20 protein-coding genes and 1 tRNA gene are annotated in these 17,266 nt (G+C 61.4%); 14 read left to right on the top strand and 7 right to left on the bottom strand.

Annotated elements, in window-relative coordinates; genetic code table 11:
• Window positions 1-224 precede the first annotated feature (224 nt).
• From RSO67_RS14295 to RSO67_RS14285, 3 genes are all read left to right on the top strand, one after another.
• A complete protein-coding gene (locus RSO67_RS14295; RefSeq protein WP_315843983.1) occupies window positions 225-833 on the top strand; it encodes a hypothetical protein in 609 nt (202 codons plus the stop codon).
• 177 nt (window positions 834-1,010) lie between these two features.
• Complete coding sequence (locus RSO67_RS14290) at window positions 1,011-1,214, top strand: hypothetical protein (protein ID WP_315843982.1); 204 nt, start codon at window positions 1,011-1,013, stop codon at window positions 1,212-1,214.
• A gap of 105 nt (window positions 1,215-1,319) precedes the next feature.
• Window positions 1,320-1,862, top strand: coding sequence for a methylated-DNA--[protein]-cysteine S-methyltransferase (locus RSO67_RS14285; protein WP_315843981.1), 543 nt, complete (start codon window positions 1,320-1,322; stop codon window positions 1,860-1,862).
• A 68-nt stretch (window positions 1,863-1,930) separates the two neighbouring features.
• Here the strand turns inward: RSO67_RS14285 and RSO67_RS14280 are convergent, their stop codons facing one another.
• From RSO67_RS14280 to RSO67_RS14270, 3 genes are all read right to left on the bottom strand, one after another.
• Window positions 1,931-2,548 carry a glutathione S-transferase family protein gene (locus RSO67_RS14280; RefSeq protein ID WP_315843980.1) on the bottom strand — a complete coding sequence of 206 codons (618 nt, stop codon included), beginning with the start codon at window positions 2,546-2,548 and terminating at the stop codon, window positions 1,931-1,933.
• Between the two features lie 68 nt (window positions 2,549-2,616).
• Window positions 2,617-3,459, bottom strand: a complete 843-nt coding sequence (locus tag RSO67_RS14275) for a fumarylacetoacetate hydrolase family protein (protein ID WP_315843979.1) — start codon at window positions 3,457-3,459, stop codon at window positions 2,617-2,619.
• An 87-nt stretch (window positions 3,460-3,546) separates the two neighbouring features.
• Complete coding sequence (locus tag RSO67_RS14270) at window positions 3,547-4,398, bottom strand: MBL fold metallo-hydrolase (RefSeq protein WP_315843978.1); 852 nt, start codon at window positions 4,396-4,398, stop codon at window positions 3,547-3,549.
• A gap of 130 nt (window positions 4,399-4,528) precedes the next feature.
• On the opposite strand from RSO67_RS14270, the gene RSO67_RS14265 reads away from it, so the two are divergent.
• Window positions 4,529-4,942: a DUF3775 domain-containing protein gene (locus RSO67_RS14265; protein ID WP_315843977.1), complete on the top strand. Its 414-nt coding sequence runs from the start codon at window positions 4,529-4,531 to the stop codon at window positions 4,940-4,942.
• Window positions 4,943-5,027: 85 nt separating this feature from the next.
• Here the strand turns inward: RSO67_RS14265 and RSO67_RS14260 are convergent, their stop codons facing one another.
• A complete protein-coding gene (locus tag RSO67_RS14260) occupies window positions 5,028-5,810 on the bottom strand; it encodes an SDR family oxidoreductase (RefSeq protein ID WP_120287227.1) in 783 nt (260 codons plus the stop codon).
• A 76-nt stretch (window positions 5,811-5,886) separates the two neighbouring features.
• On the bottom strand, window positions 5,887-6,402 hold the full coding sequence (locus RSO67_RS14255) for a CvpA family protein (RefSeq protein ID WP_315843976.1): 516 nt from the start codon (window positions 6,400-6,402) through the stop codon (window positions 5,887-5,889).
• A gap of 111 nt (window positions 6,403-6,513) precedes the next feature.
• Between RSO67_RS14255 and RSO67_RS14250 the strand changes: the two genes are divergently transcribed.
• A complete protein-coding gene (locus RSO67_RS14250) occupies window positions 6,514-7,275 on the top strand; it encodes an SDR family oxidoreductase (protein WP_315843975.1) in 762 nt (253 codons plus the stop codon).
• A gap of 285 nt (window positions 7,276-7,560) precedes the next feature.
• Window positions 7,561-7,637 (top strand) — tRNA-Met (locus tag RSO67_RS14245).
• A gap of 292 nt (window positions 7,638-7,929) precedes the next feature.
• Here the strand turns inward: RSO67_RS14245 and RSO67_RS14240 are convergent.
• Together RSO67_RS14240 and RSO67_RS14235 are read right to left on the bottom strand one after the other, a co-directional pair.
• Window positions 7,930-8,181, bottom strand: a complete 252-nt coding sequence (locus RSO67_RS14240; protein ID WP_315843974.1) for a hypothetical protein — start codon at window positions 8,179-8,181, stop codon at window positions 7,930-7,932.
• 133 nt (window positions 8,182-8,314) lie between these two features.
• The gene (locus RSO67_RS14235; protein ID WP_315844250.1) at window positions 8,315-8,458 is read right to left on the bottom strand and encodes a hypothetical protein; all 144 of its coding nucleotides are present in this window, start codon (window positions 8,456-8,458) and stop codon (window positions 8,315-8,317) included.
• 197 nt (window positions 8,459-8,655) lie between these two features.
• Between RSO67_RS14235 and RSO67_RS14230 the strand changes: the two genes are divergently transcribed.
• The 8 genes from RSO67_RS14230 to RSO67_RS14190 all read left to right on the top strand — a co-directional run bounded on the left by RSO67_RS14230 (window position 8,656) and on the right by RSO67_RS14190 (window position 17,172).
• Window positions 8,656-9,693 carry a class 1 fructose-bisphosphatase gene (locus RSO67_RS14230; protein ID WP_315843973.1) on the top strand — a complete coding sequence of 346 codons (1,038 nt, stop codon included), beginning with the start codon at window positions 8,656-8,658 and terminating at the stop codon, window positions 9,691-9,693.
• Between the two features lie 16 nt (window positions 9,694-9,709).
• Entirely contained in the window at window positions 9,710-10,585 is an 876-nt protein-coding gene (locus RSO67_RS14225) for a phosphoribulokinase (RefSeq protein WP_315843972.1), read from the top strand.
• Window positions 10,582-12,618 (top strand): transketolase, encoded by a 2,037-nt coding sequence (gene tkt / locus RSO67_RS14220; protein WP_410001856.1) that lies wholly within the window; start codon window positions 10,582-10,584, stop codon window positions 12,616-12,618. The genes RSO67_RS14225 and tkt overlap by 4 nt, the downstream gene beginning before the upstream one ends.
• Window positions 12,619-12,652: 34 nt before the next feature.
• The gene (fba, locus tag RSO67_RS14215; protein ID WP_315843970.1) at window positions 12,653-13,738 is read left to right on the top strand and encodes a class II fructose-bisphosphate aldolase; all 1,086 of its coding nucleotides are present in this window, start codon (window positions 12,653-12,655) and stop codon (window positions 13,736-13,738) included.
• A 49-nt stretch (window positions 13,739-13,787) separates the two neighbouring features.
• Window positions 13,788-15,251: a form I ribulose bisphosphate carboxylase large subunit gene (locus RSO67_RS14210; protein WP_315843969.1), complete on the top strand. Its 1,464-nt coding sequence runs from the start codon at window positions 13,788-13,790 to the stop codon at window positions 15,249-15,251.
• An 11-nt stretch (window positions 15,252-15,262) separates the two neighbouring features.
• Window positions 15,263-15,688, top strand: a complete 426-nt coding sequence (locus tag RSO67_RS14205) for a ribulose bisphosphate carboxylase small subunit (protein ID WP_068729086.1) — start codon at window positions 15,263-15,265, stop codon at window positions 15,686-15,688.
• Window positions 15,689-15,693: 5 nt separating this feature from the next.
• Window positions 15,694-16,608 carry a CbbX protein gene (cbbX, locus tag RSO67_RS14200; RefSeq protein WP_315844249.1) on the top strand — a complete coding sequence of 305 codons (915 nt, stop codon included), beginning with the start codon at window positions 15,694-15,696 and terminating at the stop codon, window positions 16,606-16,608.
• Window positions 16,609-17,007: 399 nt separating this feature from the next.
• On the top strand, window positions 17,008-17,172 hold the full coding sequence (locus tag RSO67_RS14190; protein ID WP_315843968.1) for a hypothetical protein: 165 nt from the start codon (window positions 17,008-17,010) through the stop codon (window positions 17,170-17,172).
• Window positions 17,173-17,266: the final 94 nt, after the last annotated feature.

Raw genomic sequence — 17,266 nt, 5'->3', positions numbered from 1 at the left:
TTGTCGGCATAGCGTCCTGCGTTGTCGGTCGCGCATGCCGTACGCGGGTAATCGGCGGAAATTCGGCAACCGAGCAGCAGGGCGGGGAAGGGACGACCGGCCGCTGCGATCATTCAGCCACGATTCAGCTGCAGCATTCCATCCTCTGCCAACCGGGCTCGTTGAACCGGGTTCGCTCCGCGATCGACTTCCACTGGTCGCACCAATTTGCCGAGGAGATCTTCATGCGTTCCATTATTCGTCCCGCCATCGCTGCTCTGGCTATCGCAGGCCTTGCGACGATTCCCGTCACTGGCGCCGCATATGCGCAGGCGCAGAAACAGCCCGCCGCAAAACAGACGCCACCAACGCCGACACCCACCGCAGTTCCCGCGCAAAATGCGCCGGCGCCAAAGCAGATTGCGCTGACGGACAAGCAGATCGAGCAGGTGCTGGCCGCGCAGAAGGATCTCGATGCGGTCACCGCTAAGCTGCCGCAGCAGGCACCTGACAAGCCGGATCCCAAAGTGGTCGCGCAGCTCGATGACGTCGCCAAGAAAAACGGCTTTGCGAACTACGGCGACTACAACGACGTCGTCGAAAACATCATGCTGGTGCTGGGTGGCTTCGATCCGCAGACCAAGAAATATGTCGGCCCCGAAGTGGTGTTCAAGCAGCAGATCGCGGCCGTGCAGGCCGACAAGAAGATGCCGGCCAAGGACAAGAAGGCCGCGCTCGCCGATCTCAACGCCGCGCTCAAATCGCCGCCGCCAGCAGTCGAGAACAAGGGCAATATCGATCTCGTCGGCAAATATTACGACAAGCTGGCCGCAGCGATGCAGAACGACGAGTAAGTCCTTCATTGCCATCGCACGGCCTGGACTTCTGAAGATCGGGGCCGCGGTACGGTCCCGATTGTCGTTGGAGGCAGGGCCAACGCTACGAAATAACGCCTTGGCGTGCTCCGAATTGTTGTCTAAGCCCTCGTTATTCCGGCTTTTACGAGCCTTTCACTGACGCGGGAGACCGACATGTCGAATCCGAAAGAAGTTCCCGCCCTCCCGCTAAAGGGCTACAGCCTGTTGGACTTCCAGCCCGATCCGACCGTGGTCGGTATCTCCTTCGACACCGAGGCGGGTGTGTTCATGTTCGTGGCCACCAAGGAAATCCTCGACATGCTTGGCCAGGCTTTCATCCACAAGGCCGCCACAATGCCGTCGCGCGAGCAGAGCTGAGACAAAGCTGTTTGCCGCTCCGGAATCGGGTGGCGAATGACTGAAGATCGTCGCAAACTCCGGACCTCACCACATCGGATGCTGATGCGATCGATGGAGGCTCATATGACCGACGTTCAGTTCACTCTCTTCGACACCGCCATCGGGCGTTGCGGCATCGCATGGGCCGATCGCGGCGTTGTCGCTGTGCAATTGCCGCAGCCAGACGAAAAACAGACCCGCGTGCGCATCAAGCAGCGCCATGCGGATATCGTTGAAGCCGCACCGCCGCCGGCGGTGCAGGCAGCCATCGACGGTATCGTCGAACTGATGACCGGCAAGCCGACTGATCTTTCGGAGATCAATCTCGATCTCACCGACGTTCCCGAATTCAACCGCAATGTCTATGCGATTGCCCGCCAGATCCCGCCGGGCGCAACGCTGACCTATGGCGATATCGCCAAAAAGCTTGGCGGCGTCGAACTGTCACGCAATGTCGGGCAGGCGATGGGGCAGAATCCGTGTCCGGTGATCGTGCCGTGTCACCGGGTGCTGGCTGCCGGCGGCAAGCCAGGCGGATTTTCGGCCAATGGCGGCGTCGAGACCAAGCTCAAGATGCTCGCCATCGAGGGCGCGTATGTGAATCACACGCCCTCGCTGTTCGATTGAGTTTGCCGCAGGCCTGACGCAGGATTTTCGCAAGCTGACGTGAAATCGCGTCAGGCCGCTTTTCGACCCTAACCCTTTGGCGGGACGGAGATCTTGACCGATTCCCGCTGCAGCATCTTGTTGTGGAAAGCGTCGAGTTTCGGAAACGCCTTGTGCCATCCGCAATCCGGGAAGCGGAAGTCGGCATAACCGAGCACACAGACGAGCGCGATCTGCGCCGCATCCATCGGACGGGTCAGGATGTCGGGATGATTTTCGAAACGCGTGAGGCCCTCCCATGCACGATCCCACTGATCGTCATACCAGGCCTGCCACAACAGTTCCTTCGGACGCACACCGACTTCGTAGCGGCACAGCAGCATCGCATCCGTCATGCCCTGCAGCATCGAATGTTCGCTCTTCACCTTCCAGCGCGCCGGACCCGAGGCCGGGATCAGCTTGTTGCCGCCGGCGAGCTCGTCGAGATATTCGGTGATGACATAGGAGTCGACGATGACATTGCCATCGTCGAGGATCAGCGCAGGCAGCTTCCTGACCGGGCTGATGTCATGCGAATAGGCTTCGTTTTTCTGGGTGGGGGCGACAGCGGCAGGCGTGAGTTCGATCTTGTCGATCAGCCCGAGTTCGATCGCGGCAATGCGAACCTTGCGTGCGAAAGGCGAACCCGGAGAAAACGTCAGCTTCATGTTCGATGTCTTTCATGAATGTAAAAAACGCGGACACGCCTTGCATGTCCGCGCGAAATGAAGGGCGCTTAAGCCGCAACCACTTTCTGCTTCTGCTCGCCGAGTTTCTCGATGCCGAGCGTCATGACGTCGCCGACTTCGAGGAATTTCGGCGGCTTCATGCCAAGGCCGACGCCGGGCGGCGTGCCTGTAGTGATGATGTCGCCGGGCATCAGCGTCATCATGCCGGACAGATAGGAGACGATCTGCGGCACATTGAAGATCATGGTCGCGGTCGAGCCGGTCTGGCAGCGCTTGCCGTTGACGTCGAGATACATGCTGAGCTTGTGCACGTCGCCGACTTCATCTGATGTGACCAGCCACGGGCCAAGCGGGCCGAAGGTGTCGTGCGACTTGCCCTTGGTCCACTGGCCGCCACGTTCGATCTGGAAGAAGCGTTCGGAGACGTCGTTGCAGACGCTGTAGCCGGCGACGTGCTTCAGCGCATCGCCTTCGGTCACATATTTGGCCCTGGTGCCGATGATGATGGCGAGCTCGACTTCCCAGTCGAGCTTGGTCGAGCCGCGGGGCTTTTCCACATCGTCATTGGGGCCGCACAGGCTGTTGAGCGCCTTCATGAAGACGATGGGCTCCGATGGAATCGGCATGCCGGATTCTGCAGCGTGGTCGGCATAGTTCAGGCCAATGGCGATGAATTTCGGCTTGCCGCCAACGGGCGAGCCGATGCGCGGCGAGCCGCTCACGGCAGGCAGCGACGCCGGGTCGAGCGCAGCGAGCTTGGCGAGATTGGCGGGAGCGAATGCGTCGTCAGCCAGATCCTTCACCTGGCCGGAGAGGTCGCGCAGCTTGCCGTCCTTGTCGATCAGTCCCGGCTTTTCGCTGCCGAACGCGCCGTATCTTACGAGCTTCATTGTCGTCTCCCTTGGGCTTTCCCGAAAGGTTGTGGAACAGGGCGCGGGGAAATTCAACCGCGGTCCTGAAAGGTCAGAGCCGCAAAACTAGTGCTGCAGCGCGGCAAATCTGAAAGCGTCACCCTCGCGCATGATGCGGCCGGCGCCGAAGTGACCGCCGATCACCAGCGTCGGTGTATCCGCGAAACGCGAGAACAATGCGCGCCGCGATACGGCGGATTGCAGGGGATCTGCATCCGCCGTGGACGACCAGTCCAGATGCGCCATCTGCACCGGATGATGCGCGGCGTCGCCGGTCAGCAGCGCTTCCTCGCCTGCGGATTTGATGTGCACGCTCATATGGCCGGGGCTGTGGCCCGGCGTCGGGATCAGCGTGACCTCGTCCGAGAGTTGCGTATCGCTGGCAACGAGATCCATCAGCCCAGCATCGGCGATCGGCTTTACGGAGTCGTTGAACACGGCGAGATGCGACGCCGTATCACCATGCGCCGCCCAGTAGTTGTATTCGTGCTGCCCGAACACATAGCGTGCATTCGCGAATGTCGGCACCCATCGGCCATCGACCAGTTTTGTATTCCAGCCGACATGATCGACATGCAGATGGGTGCACAGCACCGTGTCGATACCGTCCGGCGCGAAGCCTGCCGCCATCATGTTCTCGAGGAACGGCGTGTGCAGATTATTCCAGGTCGGGACCGAACGGCCCTGCTTGTCGTTGCCGAGACAGGTATCGACGATGATCCTTTGCGTCGGCGTTTCCACCACCAGCGCGTGGATCGACATTTTCAGCCGGCCTTCAGGAGTTGAAAATTTCGGCATCAGCCAGGGCAGCGCATGGACCTCATCGGGGCCGACCTGCGGGAGAATGAAGCGTGTGCTGCCAATCGTCTCGCCTTCGATGATCTGCGTGATCCTGACCTTACCGACCGTCCATTGCATCAGGCGTTCACCCCATTGTTCTTTTCAGGCTTGGAAAGATGCGGGTTTCCGGCGTGGCGCGCAATGGATCATCTCGCGGGGGTGCGCGTTGTCTGAGTGGAACACCAGGCCCTGCAGCGAGGAGCGTGCGATGCCAGAACTAGCGATTTCATCCGAGAAAGTGGGCTTTCTGATCGAGAAGGCGCGGCAGTTCGATGCCAAGGATATCGCTTCGGATCCCGATTCCGGCTCCAATGGCGCGGACGACGACATGATCGATGTGTTGGAGGACAATGGCGAGGATCCCGTGGCGCGGGAAATCGCGGGCTTCATCAGCGCACTCACCGAGGACGAGCAGATCGATCTCGTCGCCCTGATGCGGCTGGGACGCGGCGACGCCACCATCGACGAATGGAATGACTTGCGCCGCGAAGCCGCAGAAGGGCGCAACGGGCGCACAGCGCGCTATCTGCTCGGCGAACCGTTGCTCGGCGATCTCCTGGCCGAAGGCCTGGAAGAATTCGGCGTTGATTGGTCCAGCGAACGCACCACGCCTGTTCACTGATTGCGTAATCAAACCGCGTAACTCAAAAAGAAAAGGCGATCGGCCTGCCAGCCGATCGCCTTTTCGCGTCTTGAGATATCGCTGCTTACATCGTGCCGGGGAAAGCGCCGCCGTCGAGCACGATATTCTGGCCGGTGATGAAGCCGGATTTCGAACTGCACAGCCAGGCACATGCCTGACCGAATTCATCGGCTTCACCGAAGCGACCCGACGGATTTTCGGCCGCGCGCTTGGTCAGGATTTCGTCGACCGAAAGACCTGTCGCCTTGACCTGGCCGGCGGCAACGCCCTTCAGGCGGTCGGTGTTGAACGGGCCGGGCAGCAGGCCGTTGATGGTGACATTCGCACGCACGGTCTTGCGCGACAGGCCGGCGATGAAGCCGGTAAGGCCACTGCGTGCGCCGTTCGACAGGCCGAGCACATCAATCGGCGCCTTCACGGCGGCCGAGGTGATGTTGACGATACGGCCGAACTTGCGCTCCATCATGCCGTCCACCGTCGCCTTGATCAGTTCGATCGGGGTCAGCATGTTGGCGTCGATGGCCTTGATCCAGTCGTCGCGGGTCCAGTTGCGGAAATCGCCGGGTGGCGGGCCGCCGGCATTGTTGATGAGGATGTCGATCTGGCCGGCCGCCTTCAGCGCAGCTTCGCGGCCTTCGACCGTGGTGATGTCACCGACGACTTCGGTGACCTCGACGCCCGGATAGGCCTTGCGGATATCGGCAGCGGCTGCCGCCAGCACGTCGCCGCCGCGTGCAGTCATTGTGACATGCACGCCTTCTGCGGCCAGCGCTTCGGCGCAGCCCCGGCCGAGGCCCTTGCTGGATGCGCAGACAAGCGCGCGGCGGCCTTTGATTCCAAGATCCACGATATCACTCCTGAAGTTCGATAATCCGAGGGCCGCGTTATAGCGGTTCCGGCGGGGTCTGATAAGGGCGCCGACGTCAGAGCCGGTGCGCGCGTTTCCATTGTTCGATGGTGGCAGTCACGTCCGCCGGCAGCGATTTGATGCCCTTCTGCCCGGCCAGCCACAGCAGGGGCCGCAGATGCGACCCGGTCATATAGGCCGGCTGCATATTGGCCGGCACCAGCTGGTCGAAGATCAGCACCAGCGTCACCGCGATCAGGCCGACGCGAATGGCGCCGAGCAAAGCGCCGCCGAGCCGGTCGCCGATGCCGATTTCGTGGCCGATCATGTCGTTGACCGCCATGCGCAGCAGCGAGCCGAGCACGATGCCTGACACGAGGAAGATCGCGAAGAACAGCAGTGAATTCTGCGTGGTCGAAGCGGCGGCGCTGCCGGACAGCTGTGGCGCGATCAGCCCGGTGATCCAGACGGAGATCGGCATGGCCAGCAGATAGCCCAGGATGGTCACGGCGCTACGCAAGAGGCCGGCGCGGAAGCCGATGACCATGGCGACGATCAGGCCGACATAAACGACGACATCGAAACTGTTCATCGCGGCTTCGTCCCCATGCGGCAATTCCGCGTCAAAGAAATCGGCGGAGCGCGGCGGTTTGCGATCGCGGCAAGGCCGGGTATCACTAGGGCAAAATCAAAGGGAAATGCCATGTCCGGGATATTCGACGTCAGTAAAGAAATCATCCTCATTACCGGAGCCTCGCAGGGCCTTGGCCGGCAATTTGCACGCGTGTTGGCCGCGCATGGCGCCGCCGTGGCGCTGGCCGCGCGGCAGACCGACAAGCTGAAGAGCCTGCAGGACGAGATCACCGGCAAAGGCGGCCGCGCCGTCGCCGTGCAGATGGACGTCACCGACATGGCGTCGATCAGTGGGGCGTTCGATGCCGCGGAGGAAGCGCTCGGGCCGATCAGCGTGCTCATCAACAATGCCGGCATCGCCGTCGAGAAACTCGCCGTCGATCAGACCGAAGCCGATTGGGATTCCGTGATCGGTGCCAACCTCAAGGGCGCTTATTTTGCCGCAACCGAAATTGCCCGGCGCATGATCGCCAGGAAGGAGGAGGGCAATATTGTCAACATTGCCTCGGTGCTGGGTTTCGGGCTGACCAAGGCGGTGTCGCCCTATGCGATCTCGAAAGCCGGCATCGTGCAGGCGACCAAGGCACTGGCGCTGGAACTCGCCGGTCACCGTATCCGCGTCAATGCGCTGGCGCCGGGCTATATCGACACCGACATCAACCACGCCGTCTGGGACACGCCGGTCGGTGAGAAACTGATCAAGCGTATTCCGCAACGCCGGGTCGGCCATGAATCTGACCTTGACGGTGCCATCCTGCTGCTGGCCTCGCAGGCCTCGCGCTACATGACCGGCAGCACCGTGACCGTGGATGGTGGCTTTCTACTGAACTAGGCCGCCAGAGGGCGTCCAGCGGGTCTTTGAAGGCTGTTTGGCTCCGTGCGGTCCGTCACTGGGCCGGACTGTGCCGAAACAAGGCAGATTGGCGCGTTCCCGGACCGTCATAAAAGCGCAAAAAGATCGCCGCTGCCCCTTTCCAAAGCAGGCTGGCATTGGTACATACCCCTCGCACCGAGGGCTTTGCCCCGGTTGCCTTCTCAGGAAGCCTCCGGACTGGGATCGATCGACGCCTTGGCGTTGGCCGACTTCGTTTCGTCTCTGGTTTTCCGAAAGGTTTGGCGCGGGGTGGAGCAGCCCGGTAGCTCGTCAGGCTCATAACCTGAAGGTCATAGGTTCAAATCCTATCCCCGCAACCAAACCATCAAACAAAGCCCAGCAATCTTAAAGGATTGCTGGGCTTTGTTTTTTGATGCTGGAATCGACACCAGTAACATCAATAATTTAGCCTGTGGGCTCAGGTCACCTCGCAACCAATTGCGGAATGCAAAGACGCAACGGCGATGATGGCGTAGTCCTGCGTGTCAGGGAGGCGGGCTCGAGAAATGCTTGGCCTTATGGATCGTTGACGCGCAATCCGATCATCCCTGGCGTCGAACAACAGAGGGTGGCCACCCTCTGCTGATTATCCTATGCGACTTGAATATGGTCCTATGACTTCGTCTTCCCCAACGGTAGCAATCGTGAAGGTCGGCAAGCAGCTAGATTTTTGTGATCCCAGCGGTCGAGCTCCTCTATGTCGATGTCGGGCGGGCGGCCCATAATCGGAAAGTCGAAATTGTCGCTGCTGAGCGCGTCGCCGATTTCCTGCTGGTTGCTGGTTGCTGGTTGCTGGTTGCTGGTTGACAGCGTGACGCCGACGTTCGGGTTTCGCTTCGAAAATCCGGAGATCATGAATGGCACAAAATATTTCGACGCGTTGATGGCGCCGATCGAGGCCGGCCAGCGATCTTGCCCATCATCATTTTCAGCGAGGTTTCGCAGTCGCGATCCCGCTACTCTCGGAGAGCGACCAGCACCTCGCGCCCGGCTTCGGTCAGGAGCATGCCGTCGCTGCTGCGCTGAATCTGCGGCCCGCCAGAGTCTGCAGATTGCGAATCTGCAGCGTGACTACGGGCTGTCTCAGATGCGCTTTTTTGGCCGTAGCCGTGACCGAGCGATCGCGGTGAACGGTGGCCAGTGCGCAACTGGCGACGGATCAATTCCCACGGAAACCGGCTCACCAGCGTCGCAGCCTCCATAAGGAAAACTTTGTCCCGGCCAAAGATAAGAATATTTTACTAGTTCTGCAAACTGGGGTGTTGTTGGTGCGCGGACGGCCGAACGGCACGACGCTTTGAAAATGGCCCCGCAGAGGGCAGCGATGAGGGAGCGGCTATGGATGAACGCGTGACATTGCGTTCGCATCTCGATCGCGCGGGGGCGAAGACGCCGAACCGGCTTGCGATCGCTGCCGTGATCGAGGGAATCGCCGCCGCGTCCATCGACCTTGCCGATCTCATTGCCGACGGTCCGCTGGCCGGCATTACCGGTCGTCTCAGCGGCGTAAATTCCGACGGCGATGCGCAGAAGGACATCGATCTTGTCGCGGACAGGATGATGCGCCGCGCGCTGCTCGTGACCCCCGTCGCCGCCATTCTGTCCGAAGAGGCAGACTTGCCAGAAATCCTCGACGTCGCTGCGCCGCTCTGTGTCGCGATCGATCCGCTGGATGGCTCCGCCAATCTTGAGAACAACATTTCTGTCGGCACCATCTTCTCGATCCGTCCGCGCGGCAACGACGCGGTTTCCACCTTCTTCGAGCCCGGCACGGCCCAATGCGCCGCGGGCTTCGTGGTCTACGGTCCCCAGACCACGCTGGTGCTGGCGCACAACGGGCGTGTCGACATCTTCATTCAGGACCGCCGCGCGCGTGAATTCCTGCTCGTCGCACAAGGCGTCAGGATTGCGCCCAATACGCCGGAATTCGCCATCAACGCGTCGAACCGGCGACACTGGCACGGTCCGGTGCGGGCCTATATCGACGAATGCGTGGCCGGCATGGGTGGCGACGGCGGTGCCGATTTCAACATGCGCTGGATCGGCTCGCTGGTCGCCGAGTCGCTTCGCATTCTCGTCCGCGGCGGCGTCTTCCTTTATCCGGCCGATGCGCGCCCCGGATACCGCGAAGGGCGCCTACGCCTTTTATACGAAGCACACCCGATGGCGTTGGTCATGGAATGGGCCGGAGGCTCCGCAACCACCGGCCGTCGCCGCATCCTCGAAGTCTCGGCGCGAACGCCGCACCAGCGCGTGCCGCTGATCATGGGCTCGATGCGCGGCGTTCGCGACGTCGCCGCCATTCACGAGGGGATCGAACCGATGTTCGACAATAGCGACGCGCCGCTGTTTGCGCGGCGCGGCCTGTTTCGCTGAGCCGGGGACAGAGCAAATGTCACGCAGCTATCCCATCATATCGATCACGGGTTCGTCGGGCGCCGGCACCACCTCGGTGAAAAAGACGTTCGAGAACATTTTCCGTCGCGAGAAGGTCGCCGCCGCCTACATCGAGGGCGATGCGTTTCATCGCTACAACCGCGTCGAGATGCGCACGAAGATCCTGGAGGAGGGCGAGAAGGGCAACAAGCACTTCAGCCACTTCAGCCCGGAAACCAACCTGTTCGAGGAGCTGGAGAAAGTCTTCCGCGACTACGGCGAGTCCGGCACCGGCACCGTCCGTCATTACGTGCATGACGAGGACGAAGCCAAATTATACGGGGCGGCACCGGGGACCTTTACCGAATGGAGCCCGCTGCCGGAAAAGTCCGACCTGCTATTTTACGAAGGCCTGCATGGCGCCGTGGTGACCGACAAAGTCAATATCGCCCAGCATGCTGACCTCAAGATCGGCGTCGTTCCCGTCATCAATCTGGAGTGGATCCAGAAGCTTCATCGCGACCGCAAGGATCGCGGTTACAGCCAGGAAGCCGTCACCGACACCATCCTGCGGCGGATGCCGGACTATGTGAACTACATCTGCCCGCAATTCACCGAGACTGACATCAACTTCCAGCGTGTGCCGACGGTCGATACCTCGAACCCTTTCATCGCGCGGTGGATCCCGACGCCGGATGAATCAATGGTGGTGATCCGGTTGAAGAATCCGCGCGGCATCGATTTCCCCTATCTGCTGTCGATGATCCCCAACAGCTTTATGTCGCGCGCCAACTCGATCGTGATCCACGGCTCGAAGCTGGATCTGGCGATGCAGCTCATCCTCACCCCGCTGATCCTGCAATTGATGGAACGCAAAAGGCGCACGGTATGAATATTCAGAGTCCCGCTCCCCAGATGGATCAAGCGACCGTTTCGCACGCGGATATGGCGAATGCGATTCGCTTTCTCGCGATCGACGCGGTGGAAAAGGCGAAGTCGGGCCATCCCGGCATGCCGATGGGTATGGCCGATGCGGCGACAGTGCTGTTCTCACGCTTCCTCAAATTCGATGCCGCCGATCCGTCTTGGCCAGACCGCGACCGCTTCATCTTGTCCGCCGGCCACGGCTCGATGCTGCTCTACGCGCTGTTGCATCTGACCGGATCGGCGGAGGTGACGCTCGATCAGTTGCAGTTGTTCCGGCAATGGGGCTCGAAGACACCCGGCCATCCCGAATACGGCCACACCGCGGGCGTCGAGACGACCACCGGCCCGCTCGGCCAGGGCATCGCCACGGCGGTCGGCATGGCTTTGGCCGAACGCCTGATGAATGCCCGCTTCGGCGACGGTCTCGTCGATCACTACACTTACGTGATCGCCGGCGACGGCTGCTTGATGGAGGGCCTCAGCCACGAGGCGATTTCGCTGGCGGGACATCTGCGGCTCAATCGTCTGATAGTGCTGTTCGACGACAACCAGATTTCGATCGACGGCGCGACCTCGCTGTCGTGTTCGGACGATCAGCTTGCGCGATTCACCGCATCGGGATGGTCGGCTGGCCGCGTCAACGGCCATGATCCCGAGGCCGTGGCCGCGGCGATTGCGCAGGCGCGTGACAACGACCGCCCGTCGCTGATCGCGTGCCGCACGGTGATCGGCTTCGGCGCGCCGAATCGACAAGGCAGTGAGAAGGCGCATGGCGCGCCGCTGGGCGCGGACGAGATCGCGAAGACGCGCGCCGCGCTGCACTGGCCGCACGCACCGTTCCACATTCCCGATGCGGTGGCGCGACAATGGCGCGCGGTCGGCGCGCGCGGACAGACGGCGCATGCGGAATGGGCCGGGCGCGTTGCGCGTCTCGACGGCGCTGTGCGGGACTACTTTCAGGCCGCGCTGAAGGGCCAGCTTTCCGGCGGATATGACGGTGCGCTGGCCAAGATCTGCGCCCATTTCTTGAAGGAGCGGCCGACGATCGCCACCCGGCAGGCCTCGCAGCTCGTCATCGATGTCATTGCCGGTGTCCTGCCGAATTTGCTCGGCGGATCGGCTGACCTCACCCATTCGAACCTCACGCGCGCCAGGATGCAGGCGCCGATCCAGCACGATGCCTTCGACGGCAGCTACGTCCATTATGGCGTGCGCGAGCACGCCATGGCGGCGGCGATGAACGGCGTCGCTTTGCATGGCGGCTTCATTCCCTATGGCGGCACCTTCCTGTGCTTTGCTGATTACAGCCGCCCCGCGATCCGGCTGGCCGCGTTGATGGGCATCCGCGTCATTCACGTGATGACGCATGACTCGATCGGGCTTGGCGAGGACGGCCCGACCCATCAGCCGGTCGAACACCTGGCCTCCCTGCGCGCCATTCCAAATTTGCTGGTGTTCCGCCCCGGCGACGCCGTCGAGACCGCCGAGGCCTGGGATTGCGCGCTACGGACGCCGCATGGGCCGTCGGTGCTCTGCCTGTCGCGCCAGGCGCTGCCTGTGTTCCGCGATGGCATCGATTCCACCAACCGGGTGGCGCGCGGTGCCTATGTCGTCATCGAGCCGGAGGGCGCGCGCGACGTCACCCTGGTCGCAACCGGCTCCGAAGTGTCGATCGCGATTGCTGCGGCCAGGCTGCTTGCCGATGACGGCATTCGTGCCGCTGTGGTCTCGGCGCCGTGTTTCGATCTATTCCGGCAACAAAGCGGCGAGTATCGGGCCGCAACTCTCGGCAGTGCTCCGCGGGTCGGTGTCGAGGCCGCGATCGAAGGCGATTGGGCGCGCTGGCTCGGTGACGGCGGTGAGTTTGTCGGCATGACCGGATTCGGGGCCTCGGCGCCTGCGGACGATCTGTATCGCGAATTCGGTATCACCGCCGCGGCGGTCGCAACGGCGGCGATGCGCTGCATCGCCCGCTCGCGCATCGCCGCAGCCGAATGAGTTGTTCGGGACAAGACAACGAAATGGAGGACCTATGGCACGCATTACACTGAGGCAACTGCTCGATCACGCCGCCGAACATGGCTACGGCGTGCCAGCCTTCAACATCAACAACATGGAGCAGGGCCTGGCGATCATGGAGGCCGCCGCCGAGGTTGACGCGCCGGTCATCATCCAGGCCTCGCGCGGCGCACGCTCCTACGCCAACGACATCATGCTGGCGAGGATGATCGATGCGCTGGAGGAGATGCATCCGCAGATCCCGCTGTGCCTGCACCAGGACCACGGCAACGAAGAGTCCACCTGCGCCACCGCGCTACAGCACGGCTTTACCTCGGTGATGATGGACGGCTCGTTGAAGGCCGACGCCAAGACTGCTGCTGACTACGATTACAACGTCGACATTACGCGTCGCGTGGTCGATATCGCGCACTGGATCGGTGCCTCCGTCGAAGGCGAACTCGGCGTACTCGGTTCATTGGAGCATGGCGGCGGCGAGCAGGAGGACGGCCACGGCGTCGAGGGCACCGTCAGTCACGACCAGTTGCTTACCGATCCGGATCAAGCCGTCGATTTCGTCCGCGCCACAAAGGTCGATGCGCTGGCGATCGCGATGGGGACTTCACACGGCGCCTACAAATTCTCGCGCAAGCCGGACGGCGACATTCTCGCCATGACGGTCGTCGAAGAAATTCACCGCCGGCTGCCGAATACGCATCTGGTGATGCACGGATCGTCATCGGTGCCGCAGCCGCTGCAGGACATCTTCAATCAATTTGGTGGCGAGATGCCGCAGACTTGGGGCGTGCCGGTCGAGGAAATCGTGCGCGGCATCAAACACGGCGTCCGTAAGGTCAATATCGACACCGACTGCCGCCTCGCAATGACCTCTGCCTTCCGCAAAGTCGCCGCGCAAACCAGAGGCGAATTCGACCCGCGAAAATTCCTGAAACCGGCGATGGACGCGATGCGCGACCTCTGCCGCGAACGCTTCGAACAATTCGGCACCGCGGGTCACGCCGCAAGGATCAAGGTGATTCCGCTGGCCGAAATGGCGAAGCGCTATCGCAGTGGCGCGCTCGACCCGAAGATCGGCAACATCGCGCAAGCTGCCGAGTGAACAGACCTTATTCCATCCGGTGACGCCGGATCCAAACGAGGAGGCCACCATGAATGAACATGTTTCGATCACGATCCGCGGCAAGGACCGCTACAAGTCCGGCGTCATGGAATACAAGAAGATGGGCTATTGGGAGCCAGATTATGTACCCAAGGACACCGACATCATCGCATTGTTCCGGGTGACGCCGCAGGACGGCGTCGATCCGATCGAGGCTTCGGCAGCAGTTGCCGGCGAATCCTCGACCGCGACCTGGACCGTGGTGTGGACCGACCGCCTTACGGCCGCGGAAAAATACCGCGCCAAGTGTTTTCGGGTCGATCCGGTGCCGAATTCGCCCGGCCAGTACTTTGCCTATATCGCCTACGATCTCGACCTGTTCGAGAACGGCTCGATCGCCAATCTGTCGGCCTCGATCATTGGCAACGTGTTCGGCTTCAAGCCGCTGAAGGCTTTGCGGCTGGAAGATATGCGGCTTCCGGTCGCTTATGTGAAGACGTTCCAGGGGCCGGCCACCGGCATCGTGGTCGAGCGAGAGCGTATGGATAAGTTCGGCCGCCCACTGCTTGGCGCGACTGTGAAGCCGAAGTTGGGGCTGTCCGGTCGTAACTACGGCCGCGTCGTCTACGAGGCGCTGAAGGGCGGGCTCGACTTCACCAAGGACGACGAGAACATTAACTCGCAGCCCTTCATGCATTGGCGCGAGCGCTTTCTCTATTGCATGGAGGCGGTCAATAAGGCGCAGGCGGCGTCCGGCGAGATCAAGGGCACATATCTCAACGTCACCGCCGGCACCATGGAGGACATGTACGAGCGCGCCGAATTCGCCAAGCAGCTCGGTTCCGTCATCATCATGATCGACCTCGTGATCGGCTACACTGCGATCCAGTCGATGGCGAAATGGGCGCGCAAGAACGACATGATCCTGCATCTGCACCGCGCGGGACACTCGACCTATACGCGGCAGCGCAATCACGGCGTCTCGTTCCGCGTCATCGCCAAATGGATGCGGCTCGCCGGCGTCGATCACATCCATGCCGGGACCGTCGTCGGCAAGCTTGAAGGCGATCCGGCGACGACGCGCGGCTATTACGACATCTGCCGTGAAGACTACAATCCGATGCGGCTCGAACACGGCGTGTTCTTCGAGCAGAACTGGGCCAGCCTCAACAAGATGATGCCGGTCGCATCGGGCGGCATCCATGCCGGCCAGATGCATCAATTGCTCGATCATCTGGGCGAAGACGTCATCTTGCAGTTCGGCGGCGGCACCATCGGCCATCCGATGGGCATCCAGGCCGGCGCCACCGCCAACCGCGTCGCGTTGGAAGCGATGATCCTCGCTCGCAACGAAGGTCGCGACTACCTGCATGAAGGTGAGGAGATTCTCGCCAAGGCGGCGATGACCTGCACGCCGTTGAAGGCGGCGCTGGAGACGTGGAAGAACGTTACCTTCAACTACGAATCCACTGACATGCCCGACTACGCCCCCACCGCCACCGTCTCGCTGTAAGGAGCACGATCATGCGCATTACCCAGGGCTGCTTCTCGTTCCTGCCCGATCTCACTGATGAACAGATTTCAAAACAGGTGCAGTATTGCCTCGCCAATGGCTGGGCCGTGAACATCGAATTCACCGACGATCCGCATCCTCGCAACAATTTCTGGGAAATGTGGGGGCTGCCGATGTTCGATCTGCGCGATGCCGCCGGCGTGTTGATGGAACTGACTGAATGCCGCAAGGTCTACGGCGACCGATACATCCGGCTGTCGGCTTTCGACTCCAGCCACGGCTGGGAATCGGTGCGGCTCTCCTTCATCGTCAACCGTCCGAAGGAAGAACCCGGCTTCCGGCTCGAGCGGCATGAGGTGGAAGGCCGCAACATCCGCTATACGACAAAATCCTACGCCGTCGATCGACCCGAAGGCCAGCGCTACGGTGGGTCGTGAGTACGCTGACGGTGGTCGATAGCGCCGGCGACGCGTTACCTGCGACGCAGGTCGATCTGCGCCGCGAGTTCGACGAGGTCGGCATCGGCGAGGTGCTCGATCAGCTTGATCGTGAATTGATCGGGCTGAAGCCGGTGAAAACGCGGATTCGCGAGATCGCTTCGCTGCTGCTGATCGAGCGCATCCGCAAGCGCATGGACCTGGCGTCGGGCAACCCGACGCTGCACATGTCGTTCACCGGCAATCCCGGCACCGGCAAGACTACGGTGGCGCTGCGCATCGCCAGCATCCTGCATAGACTGGGTTTCGTGCGGCGAGGGCAGGTGGTGTCGGTGACGCGCGACGAACTGGTCGGGCAATATATCGGCCATACCGCGCCGAAGACGAAGGAGATCCTGAAAAAGGCGATGGGCGGCGTGTTGTTCATCGACGAGGCCTACTACCTGCATCGGCCCGATAACGAGCGCGATTACGGCCAGGAGGCGATCGAGATCCTGCTGCAAGTAATGGAATCGCAGCGCGAGGATCTGGTGGTGATCCTCGCCGGCTACGGCGACCGCATGGACAAGTTCTTCGGGAGCAATCCCGGTTTCCGTTCGCGCATCGCCCACCACATCGATTTCCCCGACTATGCCGATGCCGAATTGCTCGCCATTTCCGAGTTGATGCTTGGGGATATGAACTACAAATTCAGCGCCGATGCGCGCGCGGCATTCGTCCGCTACATCGCGCTGCGCAAGACCCAGCCGCTGTTCTCCAACGCTCGTTCGATCCGTAACGCGCTCGACCGCATGCGGCTGCGTCAGGCCAATCGGCTGGTCGCCAATCTCGACCGCGTGCTGAGCGTCGATGATATCATGTCACTGGAGGCTTCGGATGTGCTCGCGAGCCGGGTGTTCTCGAGCGGTCCTGGCGGGTAATGGTGCCCGACCGACACGCTGCCGATTGGTCGATGTCTATTTTTGTGAATCTCGGTCTTCCTAGAAGCGCGGCTCAAACGAAAACACCAGCAGATTGCTGCGCTAATATCTTCCGCGTGGCACGGATCTGTCCCTGCATAGCCAGACTAAGCTCAGCGCAATAGCAACGCAGCTCATGAAACGCCGCGAAAGAGACATCGCTCTATCAAACCCAGCTGAGAAGTTTGCAAAATGTGTTGCAGCGATTTTCGAGGAAGGCAAATCGACCTTCCTAAGGGAGAGCCGGCGACATTCTGAGCGACACGGTGGTGGCATCGAGCATCTCGCTTCGTGAGACCAGATCGGGAGGGGCTTTCGCGCCCCACAATGCGCCGACGCGCAGTTGGTGATTACTGCGGTATGCTCGAATTCAATACGGCGACTGGCACGATCCTCACAATGATGACGGATAACGTCGTGGCCGCATCAACTATTCTCCTGCCCATGTCGGCAGGACTAATCGCACCGAAAATGCTTTTCGACGGGGCAGTCAGCATGTTGCTCAAGGAGAGAAGCGGCTGGTGATTACTGGCGCGATATCAACCGGATACTCATGTTGGCAGAGCGCTTTAGTGACGGATTCGGGCAGTGGGCTCAATTGGTCGGTGCAACACTCTAA

The sequence above is a fragment of the Tardiphaga sp. 709 genome, assembly GCF_032401055.1.
Lineage (GTDB): Bacteria > Pseudomonadota > Alphaproteobacteria > Rhizobiales > Xanthobacteraceae > Tardiphaga.
This window is presented reverse-complemented; position numbering and strand designations above follow the sequence as displayed.